The 13,133-nt window shown below is 67.7% G+C and carries 9 protein-coding genes, 1 tRNA gene and 2 pseudogenes; 11 read left to right on the top strand and 1 reads right to left on the bottom strand.

Annotated elements, in window-relative coordinates; all coding sequences use genetic code 11:
• Nucleotides 1–2: 2 nt before the first annotated feature.
• The 8 genes from BLQ77_RS21880 to BLQ77_RS21845 all read left to right on the top strand — a co-directional run bounded on the left by BLQ77_RS21880 (nucleotide 3) and on the right by BLQ77_RS21845 (nucleotide 9,733).
• The gene (locus tag BLQ77_RS21880) at nucleotides 3–1,733 is read left to right on the top strand and encodes an acetolactate synthase catalytic subunit (RefSeq protein ID WP_089962868.1); all 1,731 of its coding nucleotides are present in this window, start codon (nucleotides 3–5) and stop codon (nucleotides 1,731–1,733) included.
• 46 nt (nucleotides 1,734–1,779) lie between these two features.
• Nucleotides 1,780–2,976 carry an ABC transporter substrate-binding protein gene (locus tag BLQ77_RS21875; protein WP_008885571.1) on the top strand — a complete coding sequence of 399 codons (1,197 nt, stop codon included), beginning with the start codon at nucleotides 1,780–1,782 and terminating at the stop codon, nucleotides 2,974–2,976.
• Between the two features lie 71 nt (nucleotides 2,977–3,047).
• Complete coding sequence (locus BLQ77_RS21870; protein WP_008886203.1) at nucleotides 3,048–3,935, top strand: branched-chain amino acid ABC transporter permease; 888 nt, start codon at nucleotides 3,048–3,050, stop codon at nucleotides 3,933–3,935.
• On the top strand, nucleotides 3,932–5,728 hold the full coding sequence (locus BLQ77_RS21865) for a branched-chain amino acid ABC transporter ATP-binding protein/permease (protein WP_089962867.1): 1,797 nt from the start codon (nucleotides 3,932–3,934) through the stop codon (nucleotides 5,726–5,728). Before BLQ77_RS21870 ends, BLQ77_RS21865 begins: the two co-directional genes overlap by 4 nt.
• Nucleotides 5,721–6,425, top strand: coding sequence for an ABC transporter ATP-binding protein (locus BLQ77_RS21860; protein WP_089962865.1), 705 nt, complete (start codon nucleotides 5,721–5,723; stop codon nucleotides 6,423–6,425). Before BLQ77_RS21865 ends, BLQ77_RS21860 begins: the two co-directional genes overlap by 8 nt.
• Before the next feature lie 2 nt (nucleotides 6,426–6,427).
• A complete protein-coding gene (fabG, locus tag BLQ77_RS21855) occupies nucleotides 6,428–7,225 on the top strand; it encodes a 3-oxoacyl-ACP reductase FabG (RefSeq protein WP_089962864.1) in 798 nt (265 codons plus the stop codon).
• Nucleotides 7,226–7,280: 55 nt separating this feature from the next.
• On the top strand, nucleotides 7,281–8,084 hold the full coding sequence (locus BLQ77_RS21850; RefSeq protein WP_165617175.1) for a shikimate dehydrogenase family protein: 804 nt from the start codon (nucleotides 7,281–7,283) through the stop codon (nucleotides 8,082–8,084).
• Nucleotides 8,085–8,131: 47 nt separating this feature from the next.
• The gene (locus tag BLQ77_RS21845) at nucleotides 8,132–9,733 is read left to right on the top strand and encodes a GMC family oxidoreductase (RefSeq protein ID WP_089962861.1); all 1,602 of its coding nucleotides are present in this window, start codon (nucleotides 8,132–8,134) and stop codon (nucleotides 9,731–9,733) included.
• Between the two features lie 932 nt (nucleotides 9,734–10,665).
• Here the strand turns inward: BLQ77_RS21845 and BLQ77_RS29970 are convergent.
• Nucleotides 10,666–10,779: pseudogene (locus BLQ77_RS29970) on the bottom strand (IS481 family transposase); the annotation flags it as partial.
• A gap of 338 nt (nucleotides 10,780–11,117) precedes the next feature.
• Between BLQ77_RS29970 and BLQ77_RS21840 the strand changes: the two are divergent.
• The 3 genes and pseudogenes from BLQ77_RS21840 to BLQ77_RS21830 form a co-directional block, all read left to right on the top strand.
• Nucleotides 11,118–11,207 (top strand) — tRNA-Ser (locus tag BLQ77_RS21840).
• 148 nt (nucleotides 11,208–11,355) lie between these two features.
• A complete protein-coding gene (locus tag BLQ77_RS21835; RefSeq protein WP_089962859.1) occupies nucleotides 11,356–12,531 on the top strand; it encodes a tyrosine-type recombinase/integrase in 1,176 nt (391 codons plus the stop codon).
• Between the two features lie 138 nt (nucleotides 12,532–12,669).
• A pseudogene (locus tag BLQ77_RS21830) lies at nucleotides 12,670–13,133 on the top strand (IS5 family transposase); the annotation flags it as partial.

Raw genomic sequence — 13,133 nt, 5'->3', positions numbered from 1 at the left:
CCATGACCGTCATGGACCACCCCACCGCGAACACCACCGGCGCCCATGTCATGGCCGCGGCGCTTGCCCGCCACGGCGTCACCGAGATCTTCGGGCAGTCGCTGCCCTCGGCTCTGATCCTCGCGGCCCCGCATTACGGCATCCGGCAGGTCGGCTACCGCACCGAGAACGGCGGCGCGGCCATGGCCGACGCCTATGCGCGGATCTCGGGGCGCGTGCCCGTGGTCACCGCCCAGAACGGCCCGGCGGCGACGCTGCTGGTGCCGGGGCTGGCCGAAGCGCTCAAGGCCTCGGTGCCGGTGGTGGCGATCGTGCAGGACGTGCACCGCAAGTTCACCGACAAGAACGCCTTCCAGGAGATGGACCATTTCGCGCTCTTCGGGGGCGTGTCGAAATGGGTGCGCCGGGTGGCGGACGTGGACCGCATCGACGACTACATCGACATGGCCTTCACCGCCGCCGCCTCGGGCCGTCCGGGCCCCGCGGTGCTGTTGGTGCCGCTCGACGTGCTGGACGAACGCCCCGAGCTGGCGGCCGATGCGCCGCGCCGGCAGGCCGACCTCGGGGTCTGGCCGCTCGACCGGATGGGCGCGGACCCCGCGTGCGTCGCCGAGGCGGCGAAACTCATCGCCGGGGCGAAGCGCCCGCTGGTGATCGCTGGCGGCGGCGTGCATGGCTCGCAGGCGGTCGAGGCGCTCGGCCGGTTGCAGGAGCTGGGGCTGCCGGTGGCCACCACGGTCATGGGCAAGGGCACGGTCGCCGAGACCCATCCGCTATCGCTGGGTGTCGTCGGCTACTTCATGGCGCCGGGCGGGCGGGCCTCGCACCAGCGCGAGCTGGTCACCGACGCCGACGTGGTGTTGCTGGTCGGCAACCGCACCAACCAGAACGGCACCGACAGCTGGTCGCTCTACCCCAAGGGCGCGCGTTACATCCACATCGACATCGACGGCAGCGAGATCGGCCGCAACTACGAGGCGCTGCGGCTCAAGGGCGACGCGCGGCTGGTGCTGACCCAGCTTCGCGAAGCGCTCGAGGCCGCAGACCTTTCCGCCATCCATACCCGCAGGCCCGCGCTGGAGACCCGCATCGCCGAGGGCCGCGCCGCGCATGAGCGCGACATGGAGACGCTGATCGACTGGGACGCGGCGCCGATCCGGCCCGAGCGGCTGATGCGCGACCTCGACGGCGTGCTGCCCGAGACCGCGATCACCGTGGCCGATGCGAGCTATTCCTCGATCTGGATCGCCAATGGCCTGACCGCGCGCCGCGCCGGCCAGCGCTTCCTGACGCCACGGGGCCTTGCCGGGCTTGGCTGGGGGCTGCCCTTCGCGCTTGGCGCCAAGGCCGCGAGCCCCGACGCCCCGGTGGTCTGCCTCACCGGCGACGGCGGCTTCGGCCATGTCTGGGGCGAGCTCGAGACCGCCCGGCGCATGAAGCTGCCGGTGGTGGTGATCGTGCTCAACAACCAGATCCTCGGCTACCAGAAGCACGCCGAGCTGAGCCTCTTCGGCGACCACACCGACGTGGTGCATTTCACCGCCGTCGACCATGCCGCCATCGCCCGCGCCGTGGGCTGCAACGGCGTCCGGGTGGAGACACCCGACCAGTTCCTGCCCGCGCTGGAGGAGGCGATGGGCAAGGCCGAGGTGACCGTCATCGACGTGGTGACGGACGAGCGGGCGCACCCGCCGGTCACCGTTTTTCAAGGCAAGGAGGCGCTCGACTACTGAGCGCATTGACCGGGCTGGAGGGCCCGACCAAAGGGAGGAAGACCATATGAAACTGAAATCATTGCTCACGGCCACCGCCGCCGCCGCGCTGCTCGCGGGGGCCGCCCATGCGGACGTCAAGTTCGGCGCGCTCTACCCGTTCTCGGGCGGGCTTGCCCTGCTGGGCGAGGAGAGCTTCCGCGGGGTCGAGATCGCGGTCGACGAGATCAACGCCGCGGGCGGCATCAAGGGCGAGCAGATCGAGCTCGTCCGCGGCGATGCGGTCGACAACAACCAGGCCATCGGCGAGGCCCGCCGCCTGATCAGCCGCGAGGGCGTGAAGGCGATCCTCGGCACCTATTCCTCGTCCCGCTCCATCGCGGCGAGCCAGGTGGCCGAGCTGTCCGGCATTCCCTATTTCGAGCTCGGCGCGGTGGCCGACGAGGTGACGGGGCGTGACCTGCAGTACCTCTTCCGCACCAACCCCACCGCCGAGACCATGGGGATCATGACCATCGACATGATCGTCGACGAGATCGCGCCCGGCCTCGGCGTCGCGCCCGAGGACCTCGTGATCGGGGTGATCCACGAGGACAGCGCCTATGGCACCTCGGTCGCCGGTCACCAGGAACGCTACGGCGCCGAGAAGGGGCTCAACATCGCCACCGTGCAGGGCTACCCGACCTCGACCGTCGACATGTCCTCGCTGGTGCTCGACCTCAAGGACCGCGGCGTCAACATCGTGCTGCAGACCTCGTACCAGAACGACTCCGTGCTGTTCCTGAACCAGTCCGCCGAGGCCGGTTTCGAGCCCGACGCGATCATCGGCGGCGGCGGCGGCTACTCGCTGACCGCGACCGCCGAGGCGGTGGGCGACAAGATGGACGGCGTGCTCGACGTGGACTTCACCCAATACGCGGTCAACACCGAGTTCACCCCGGGGCTCGAGGACTTCCTTGCCGCCTATCAGGCCAAGTACGGCGAGGATCCGCGCTCGGGCCACTCACTCAACAACTACGTGGGCGCGATGGCGGTGCTCGAGGGCATCGGCGCGGGCGAGGGCTTCGAGCCTGACCAGATCGTCGCCGCGGCGAAGGCCATCGACATTCCCTCGGGCGCGACCGCCGCGGGCTATGGCGTGCACTTCGGCGAGCACAACCAGAACGACCGCGCGATGATGATGGGCATGCAGTGGCAGGACGGCAAGCTCGTCACCGTCTACCCGCGTGACGCCGCCGTGGCCGAGTTCCAGATCGGCGACTGACGCCAGCGAGCCGGGCCGTCCGCACCTCGCCGGGCGGCCCGGCGCGACCCCTTACCGGAGACGCGCGAGACATGGACACCTTTCTTCAGATTGTCGCCAACGGGCTGATGCTCGGCGGGCTCTTCGCCATCGTGGCGGTCGGGCTCACCCTGATCTTCGGCATCGTCAAGGTGATCAACTTCGCCCATGGCGAATTCCTCATGGTCGGCATGTATCTCAGCTTCCTGCTGAGCACCGGGCTGGACGTGCACCCCTACCTGACCGCCGCCGCCGTGGCGCCCGCGCTCTTCGTGCTGGGGGCGCTCACCCAGCGGTTGCTGATCCAGCCGCTGATGTCGGCGCGTGACGAGCACGTGCAGATCTTCGCCACCGTGGGCCTGTCGACCGCGCTGATGAACCTCGCGCTGCTGATCTTCGGCGCCGACATCGCCAACACGCCCGCGCACGGCGTGCGCAGCCAGGTGATGCTGGGCGAGGTGCGCATCCTCACCGGCCAGCTCTGGGTCCTTGCTGCCGCCGTGGCGCTGGTGATCGGGCTGCAGCTCTTCATGAAGAAGACCCGCACCGGCCGCGCCATCCGGGCCACCGCGCAGAACCGGGCCGCCGCCCGGCTCATGGGGATCAACGACAAGTTCATCTACATCCTGACCTTCGGCATCGGCGCCGCCTGCGTGGGCCTCGGCTCGTCGCTGATCGCGCCGCTCTATCCGACCTCGCCCACCATCGGCACCTACTTCGTGCTCATCGCCTTCGTCTGCGTCGTGCTCGGCGGGCTCGGCTCGATCCCCGGCGCCTTCTTCGGCGCACTGGTGATTGGTCTCGTTGACGCGCTCTCGGGCTTCTACATCGGCTCGGACCTGCGCGAGGCCGTGGTGTTCACGATCTTCCTGCTCATCCTCATCCTGAAACCGTCGGGCCTGTTCGGCACCCGCATGAACCTGAGCCACGTATCGCCATGACCGAGACCACCATGACCCGCGCCTCCGACACCCCGATGACGGCGCACCGGCTGGGGCTGATCGCCGTCGCCGTTCTGCTGGCGGGCCTCGTCGCCGTGCCCGTCGCGGTGGGGGACCAGTTCGTCTATCACATCTTCATCACCATCTGCATCTTCGCGGCGCTCTCGACCGCGTGGAACATCGTCGGCGGCTACGCCGGGCAGCTCTCGCTCGGGCATGCGATCTTCTACGGCATTGGCGGCTACGCGGGGGTGATCCTCGTGAACCTCGGCATCTCGCCCTGGATCGGCATGTTCGCCGGCGCCGCCGTGGCGGTCGTCGCGGCCATCGTCGTCTCGTGGCCCTGCTTCAGGCTGCACGGCCCGTTCTTCGCGCTGGCCACCATCGCCTTTCTAGAGGTGTTCCGCGTGCTTGCACTGCATTTCCGCGAGCTCACCGGCGGCGCCACCGGCCTGATGATCCCGCTCAAGATCGGCTGGGAGTGGATGGTCTTCCGCGAGCGTCTGCCCGCGCTGCTCATCGCCTTCGGGATGTTGCTCGTCTGCCTCGCCGTGGCCTGGGCGATCCGCTCGCACCGGCTGGGCTTCTACCTCGTCGCCACCCGCGAGCGTGAAAGCGCCGCGAAGGCGGCGGGCGTGGGCACCGTCAAGGTGCGGCTGATGGCGGTGGCCGTCTCGGCGGCGCTCTCGGCCATGGTCGGCACCTTCCACGCCATGTACCTGACCTTCATCGAGCCCGAGTCGATGTTCTCGTTGCAGTTCTCGATCCAGATCGCCATGTTCGCCCTCATCGGCGGTATCGGCACCGTCTGGGGCCCGCTTCTGGGCGCCATGCTGCTGGTGCCGATCACCGAATTCGCCCGCGGCGCGCTCGGCTCCGAGGCCATCGGCCTGCACGGCTTCGTCTACGGCGTGGTGCTGATGCTGGTGGTGCTGTTCCTGCCCAACGGCATCATGGGGCTGGTCCACCGCTTCACCGCGGCCCCCGGCAAGACCGTGGGCGAGCAGGCAGCCCCCGTCGCCGCCGCACCGCGCTCGGCCGAGCCGCGCGAGGCGGGACGCGAGGTGATGCGGGTCGAAGGGCTGCAGAAGCATTTCGGCGGTCTGCACGTGACCAACGACGTGGGCTTCACCCTGCGCGAGGGCGAGATTCTCGGCGTCATCGGGCCCAACGGCGCAGGCAAGACCACCGTCTTCAACATGCTCTCGGGCTTCCTGAAACCGGACGAGGGCAAGGTCTCGGTGCTGTCGCCCTCGGGCGAATGGCAGCAGCCGGTGACCCCGGGCGATTTCGCCAGCATCGGTGTCGGGCGCACCTTCCAGATCGTGCAGCCCTTCGCGGCGATGACCGTGGAAGAGAACATCATGGTCGGCGCCTTCCACCGCCACCCGCATGTCGGCGACGCGCGCGAGGCCGCCCGAGAGACGGCGCACCGCATGGGGCTCGGGCCCTACCTCAACGCCGAGGCGTCGAGTCTCACCATCGGCGGGCTGAAGCGGCTCGAGGTGGCGCGGGTGATGGCCATGGAGCCGCGCATCCTGCTGCTCGACGAGGTCATGGCGGGGATCAACCAGACCGACGTGCGGCGCGCCGTCGACCTGATGCTCTCGATCCGCGACACCGGCGTCAGCATCATCGCCATCGAGCACGTGATGCAGGCGGTCATGTCGCTGTCGGACCGGGTCATCGTCATCAACTCCGGCCAGATCATCGCCCAGGGCGACCCGCATGACGTGGTCCGCGACGCGCACGTGATCGAGGCCTATCTCGGAAAGGATTTCACCCATGCTTGAGGTGAAGAACGTCGACGCGGGCTACGGCTCGACGGTGATCCTGCAGGACGTGTCGCTGCATGTCGAACCCGGCGAGGTGGTCACCATCGTGGGGGCGAACGGGGCCGGCAAGACCACGCTCCTGCGCACCATCTCGGGGCTGGTGACACCGCGCACCGGGTCCATCACCTTCGAGGGTCGAGACATCACCAGGCTTGCCGCCCACGAGACCGTGGACCGGGGCGTGACCCTGATCCCCGAGGGGCGGCAGCTGTTCCCGGACATGACCGTCCGCGACAACCTGTTGATGGGCGCCTACAGCCGCCATGCCCGCGACTACCAGGACGACACGCTGCACCAGGTGCTCGAGCTCTTCCCGCGACTGCGCGAACGGCTCGACCAGCACGCCTCGTCGCTCTCGGGCGGCGAGCAGCAGATGGTGGCCATCGCGCGGGGCATGATGGCGCGGCCGAAGCTCCTGATGTTCGACGAGCCCTCGCTGGGGCTCGCGCCGATCATCGTGGCGCAGGTGTTCGAGGTCATCGCGCAGGTGGCGGCGACGGGAACCACCGTCCTGATCGTCGAGCAGAACGTCTTCCACACGCTCAAGGCCGCCGACCGCGGCTACGTTCTGGAAAACGGCCGCATGGTGCTGAGCGACGATGCCGAGGCGCTCTTGCAGAACGACCACGTGCGGCAGGCCTACCTGGGAATATGACGATGACGACAAGAGAGAAGACGCCCGCGCATCACGAGACGCGGGACAGCCACGCGGGCCGCCGGGTGCTGGTCACCGGCGGCGCCAAGGGCATCGGGCTCGCCATGGCCGAGGCCTTCGCCCGGCGCGGCGCCACGGTGGGCGTGCTCGACATCGACGCGGCCGAGGTCGCCGCGGCGGTGGCCGGGCTGCCGGGCAGCGGGGTCGCCATGACCGGCGACGTGAGCGACTACGCCAGTCTCGGCGCGGCCATTGCGGCGGCGGAGGCCGAGATGGGCGGGGCCTTCGACACGCTCATCAACAACGCCGGGATCTCGCCCAAGCACCAGGGCGTCGCCCACAAGGTCTGGGAGCTCGACCCGGAGGAATGGCGCCGGGTGGTGGACGTGAACCTGACCGGCTCCTTCAACTGCATCCGGGCGCTGACCCCCGCCATGGTCGCCGCGGGCGAGGGCTGGATCGTCAACACCTCGTCGGTGGCGGGCAAGACCTTCTTCCCCATCGTCGCCTGCCACTACGCCGCGACCAAGTCCGCCATCATCGGCTTCACCAAGCATCTCGCGGGCGAGCTTGGCCCGCATGGCATCCGGGTCAACGCGCTGGCGCCGGGGCGGATCGCAACCCCCATGGTCGCGGGCGTCGCGCCCGAGCTCAACGAGGCCGAGGTCCGCCGCACCCCGCTCGGGCGGCTCGGCGAGCCTGCCGAAGTCGCGGACACTGCGCTCTGGCTCACCTCGCCTGAATCCAGTTTCGTCACCGGCCAGACCATCGACGTCGCCGGCGGCCTGTGCATGACCTGAGCGCCGCGATATGGATACCGAGACACTCATCGCCCCGACCGAAGCGAGAGCCCCCATGACCGAGATCACCGGACACACCCGCCTTTACGGCATCCTCGCCGACCCCGTCGCGCAGGTGAAGACGCCGCAGGTGATGGCCGAGGTCTTTGCCCGCCACGGCGTCGACGGCGTGCTGGTCCCCATGCAGGTCGCGCCCGACGGGCTGCGGCAGGTGGTGGACGGGCTGCGCCGGATGAAGAACTTTGGCGGCTTCATCGCCACCATGCCGCACAAGCCCGCGATGCTGGGGCTCTGCGACGTCATCGAGGGCGACGGCGCCCGCATCGGCGCGGTGAACTGCGTGCGGCGCGAAGAGGACGGCCGCATGGTGGGCGCGATGCTCGACGGCATCGGCTTCGTGACCGGGCTGCGGCAGGCGGGCATCGAGCCATCGGGCCGTCGCATCCTGCTGGCGGGCGCGGGCGGGGCGGCCTCGGCCATCGCCTTCGCCCTGGCCGAAGCGGGGGCAGAGGCGCTCACCATCCTCAACCGCACGGCAGCCAGGGCCGAGGATCTGGCGGCGCGCGTGGCTGCGGCCTATCCCTCCTGCGCCACAAGCGGCACCGGCACGGCGGGCGATGTCGGCGGCTACGACCTCATAGCCAACGCCACCTCGGCGGGGCTGCGCGCGGGCGATCCGTTGCCGCTGCCGGTCGAGGCGCTGCACGCGGGGCAGGTGGTGGCCGAGGCCATCATGGAGCCCGCCGAGACGCCGCTTCTGGCCGAAGCGCGGGCGCGGGGCGCGACGGTGCATCCCGGTCTGCCGATGCTGCGCTGCCAGATCGAGCTCATGGCCCGGCACATGGGGGCCATCGCATGAGCGGCCGTCATCTTGCACGGTCGTTGGCAGGGGCTGCGGCCTGAGCCATGTCCGAACGCTTTGACTTCATCATCGTTGGGGGCGGCACCGCGGGGTGCGTGCTGGCCAACCGCCTGTCCGAGGACCCGCGCCACCGGGTGCTGCTGATCGAGGCGGGGCCGCGCCCGCTCAGCCCGTGGATCCCGATCCCGGCGGGGTTCTACAAGCTCCTGACCAACCCGAAGTTCAACTGGCGCTTCACTTCGACCCCCGAGGAGGCCACCGGCAACCGCGAGATTGCCATTCCGCGCGGCAAGGGCCTTGGCGGCTCGACCCTGATCAACGGCATGATCTACGTGCGCGGCCAGCCGCAGGATTACGACGGCTGGGCCCAGAGCGGCTGCACCGGGTGGGGCTGGGACGCGGTGGAGCCGGTGTTCCGCCGCCTCGAGAACTACGCGGGCCCCGACCCGGATGGCGCGCGCGGCCACGCAGGCCCGCTGGACCTCTGCGAAGTGCAGGAACGGCCCGCCATCGGCGAGGCCTTCCTTGCCGCCGCCGAGGCCTCTGGCCACCGGCGCAATCCCGATTACAACGGCGCGGTGCAGGACGGTGTCGGCTGGTACCAGGTGAACCAGCGCAACGGCCGCCGCGCCAGCGCCTATGCCGCCTATCTCGCCCCGGTGCGCAACCGCCCGAACCTCTGCATCCGTACCGGGCTGCGCGTCACCCGGATCGAGACGGCCGAGGGCAGGGCGACCGGCGTCAGGGTCCGCGACGGGGCGGGCGAGCGGGTCATCGAGGCGGCGCGCGAGGTGATCCTCAGCGCCGGCGCGGTGCAGAGCCCGCAGCTGCTCGAGCTTTCGGGCATCGGCGACCCGCAACGCCTGCGGGGGCTGGGCATCGACACGGTCGTGGACGCGCCGCAGGTGGGCGAGAACTACTCGGACCATTTCTGCACCAGGATGAACTGGCGCGTGCGCCGTCCCGAGACGCTGAACGAGCTCAGCCGCGGCCCGCGCCTCGTGCGCGAAGTGCTGCGCTACGCGCTCGCGCGGCGGGGCATTCTGACCTACGGCACCGGGCTGGTGCATGGCTTCATCCGGAGCCGCGAGGGGCTGGCGGGGCCGGACGTGCAGTTTTTCTTCATGCACGCGAGCTACGCCAACGCCGCCGAACGCAAGCTCGAACGGCAGCCGGGCATGACGCTCGGCGTGACCCAACTGCGCCCCGAGAGCCGCGGCAGCATCCACGCGCTGACCCCCCGGATCGACGACCAGCCCGCGATCCGCCCGAACTTCCTCGCCACCGAGGAGGACCGACGCGCGATGATCGATGGCATGATCGCGGGGCGGAGGATCGTCGGCGCGGCGCCGATGGACGACTGGCGCGATCACGAGATGTCGCCCGGGCCCGCCTGCGACAGCCGCAGCGACTGGCTGGCCTTCGCGCGGGCGAACGGCCAGACCATCTACCACGCCGCCGGCACCTGCCGGATGGGCGGCGACGCGGCCTCGGTGGTGGACCCAGAGCTGCGCCTGCGCGGGCTCGACGGGTTGAGGGTGGTGGACGCCTCGGTGATGCCGACGCAGGTCTCAGGCAACTCGCAGGCGGCGGTGTTCATGCTGGCCGAACGCGGCGCCGATCTGATCCTCGCTGGGGCGCGGTAGCGGCGCGTGGGTGGCTTTTCGCCGGGTTGCGGCGTGGGGCGCGAGTGGCGCTATATCCGTGGCGCGCCGCGAGACGCCCGGATTTGCCGAGATTTCCGTTCGAAAACGAGAACGCTTGAATTCGGTGTATCCTGTAAGCGCCCTGAGGCGGACTTTTCCTTACGCCCTCGCGGAAATCCTGCGGTTCCAGGTCTGATCTGGCAATTTTCCTGAGACACGAACCCTCCGTACGCCCGGATTCCGCGCACACCAAACCTGCAGTTTGAGAGCTTGCGGATCTTCGTCGATCTGCGTGGGCTCGCCGTTCCATGAAACACGGAAAGAGCAGAAGCGGGCCGGACCCGGTCCTGAACATCGCTCGCCAGACGTTCGGCCTCTGACGCGGCATCCGACGACCGAGACGCATTCGCCGTTCAACGAAAGGAAACCACCCACCAACATGGCGGCGCACCGGTGCCGGAGCTGCCTTCCGTGTGCTGATCCGGAAGGGCGGAGAACTGCCAGCGCCCGGATGCGCTTCGATGGAAGTCGCGAGACGGAGATCCCGGCGCTTCAGGCATCCGACCCTTCCGCACGCTCACGGTTCCACGGGGAGAGGAGCCAGGACATGCAAGGCTTTCATCTTCTCGGTGCAGGGCTGCCCGCTCGCGGCCTTTGCCTGCGATCCGGTAAGCGTAGTCTCCGAGCATGTTGATCCACTGCTGGCCATGTGTCCGGTTCTTCCGGATCGGCAGACCCGCGACACAGTGCTGCCGTGCGACCTCCTCGACGCCCAGCACCTCCTTGTCGCGATGGTATTTGGGGTTCAGCTTCTGCTTGGCGCGGGGCCGGAGCTCATGTGCCCGCTGCCGAGCGACGGTGAGGGGGATGATGTCAGCGCCGCCTGCTCCTCAGTCCGTTCAGTTGGCCTTGCCCTGGCGATTGTGCTGCGTCTTCGGCCCTGTCTTGCGATCTCCCACCGTCTCGCGCTTACGCCACTTCGCGACGGTCTTCGGGTTGCCCCCGAGGTCCCGGCTCAGCGCCACGGCCGAAGCTTGCCCCTCTCGGGCTCATTCTTCGCATGACCCTGCCGGGCGGTGGATCGCTTTATTGCTGCCCGGATGGCGTGCGTGCTCTCTCATGGTTTGCCACGCAAACCACTGCCGGGTGACAATGCCCGGCGCAGCCGTGAAGTATCTGTCCCACAGGGCCTCCTTCCATTCCAGCGAATGGATCGCACCATCAAAGCGTGGGATCAAACGGCTAGGGCGTAGCGCCTGAGCCACCAAACGGAGTGCCGATTTCGATGCAAACGAAATGCCGGTTCGAACAGCCGCTGCGCCGCAACTCCAGCCGCGGAAATTTCGTCTTGTCACCCCTTCGCAACCCCGTTAGACGGGTCGACGGAGACGTGGCCGAGTGGTCGAAGGCACACCCCTGCTAAGGGTGCAGGCGGGAAACCGTCTCGAGGGTTCGAATCCCTTCGTCTCCGCCACCTACCATTTTGGTTGATTGGCATACAGTGCTGTTCTACCCTCTAAGGTATTGAACTTACGCACCACCCCGCCTCGCTTCGATACTGATCGCCTCAATTCGCTTTTGCTCGGTGCTGTTCATTCCGTGGTATAAAACGAGGTATAGGCATGGCCTACAGCACCGGCCGGCTGACGAGGAATCTCGTCCGCTCGCTTGGTCCGGGCCGTCATGGTGACGGCAATGGACTCTACCTAATCGTTGACCCTTCCGGCGCACGACGTTGGATCGTGCGCGTAACCGTCAAGGGACAACGCAATCGCATGGGCAAGCCCATGCGCACTGACTTCGGACTAGGCGGCGCGGATGTCGTCACGCTGAACGTCGCCAGAGATCGAGCTCTCGAATATCGCAGGCTTGCACGGCAAGGGCTGAACCCCAAGTTCAACCAAGATGTCGTGGTACCGTGCTTCGAAGAAGTCGCTCGCACCGTTCACGTCGAGCGGCTCCCCACTTGGAAGAACTCCAAGCATGCCCAGCAGTGGATCAATACGCTGGCTGAGTATGCTTTGCCGAAGATAGGGAGGATGCCGGTTTCGGACATCGGGCAACCCGAAGTCCTGCAGGTGCTGTCCCCTATCTGGACCGCCAAGCATGAGACCGCCCGGCGCGTGGCGCAACGGATGAAAGCTGTTCTTGATGTCGCCCGCTCACGGGGCCACCGGGAAGGTGAGAACCCTGTGACGGTCGTCATTGATGGCCGTGTGCTGCCTCGCGTCAAAGCCAAAGTGAAGCATCACAGTGCCATGCACTGGCGTGACGTACCGCCCTTCTTTGCCGCGGTCACTCAACAGCCAGGTACTGCCGCCAAGGCTTTGGCAATGACCTGCTTGACCGGCTGCCGGACAAGTGAGGTTCTCCAGGCAACTTGGGAGGAGTTTGATTTCGAACAGCTCGTTTGGACGATTCCGGAGGATCGGACCAAGACCGGGGCAGAGCACCGGGTTCCCCTGACTGAGCAGATGATTGCGGTTGTGGAGCCACTGAAGGCGCTGCGGTCGGATTGCGTCTTCGAAGGGCAGATGCGGCACAAACCGCTATCCAACATGTCGATGCTCATGCTGCTGCGGCGCATGCAGACGGACAACATCACCGTCCACGGTTTTCGCTCGACGTTCAGGGACTGGGCTTCTGAAGAGGCAAATGTGCCTCGTGAGGTGGCAGAAATGAGCCTCGGCCACAAGGTCGGGAACGAAGTCGAGCGGGCATACGCCCGCTCGGACCTTCTCCAGAAACGACGTGAACTCATGGAAAGGTGGTGCTCCCATGTGGCCTCGAAGTGCTGAATATCTCTATCCGGGGCTTGATCCGCGATTGTCTCACTTCAACGAAGACAATCCCGAGTCCCGATGGCTGAGAAGCGAGCACTTAAAGGGAGAGCAAGGTCACCCGTGTTGCACACGGAACCATGCGAGGGGCCTCCTGCCGTGCCCGACTTCAGCACGCTGTCGCGCCGCCAGAAGACCCTGGCGGTCAACATTCCCTACCGTGGATCGAAAGGCCCGCTGCACCTGCTGATCCCTCTTGGGACATTGCTGCGCAATGCCCTGCCGGGCAGCGGACAGCACCGGCATCAAGGTCGAGGGCGAAGGCGAATGGCACGCCCGCAAGCATGGTGCCCCGAAACGTCGCGTCTGGCGCAAGATCCACCTCGGGATCGACGAGGAAACGCTGGAGGTTCGAGCCGTTGAGATCACCGGGAGCCACATCGGCGATGCGCCGGTCTTGCCCGACCTTCTCAGCCAGATCCCGGAGGGCCAGGAGATCGGCAGTGTCACGGCAGACGGTGCCTACGACACCCGCAAGTGCCACGATGCCATCGCTGAACGCGGCGCTCACGCCGTTATTCCACCCCGCAGGAACGCCAAGCCGTGGAAGGTGATCAACA

This window comes from Salipiger thiooxidans (assembly GCF_900102075.1).
In the GTDB taxonomy this organism is placed as follows: domain Bacteria; phylum Pseudomonadota; class Alphaproteobacteria; order Rhodobacterales; family Rhodobacteraceae; genus Salipiger; species Salipiger thiooxidans.
The sequence above is the reverse complement of the archived record's forward strand: the minus strand, read 5'-3'. Positions and strand labels throughout refer to the sequence as shown.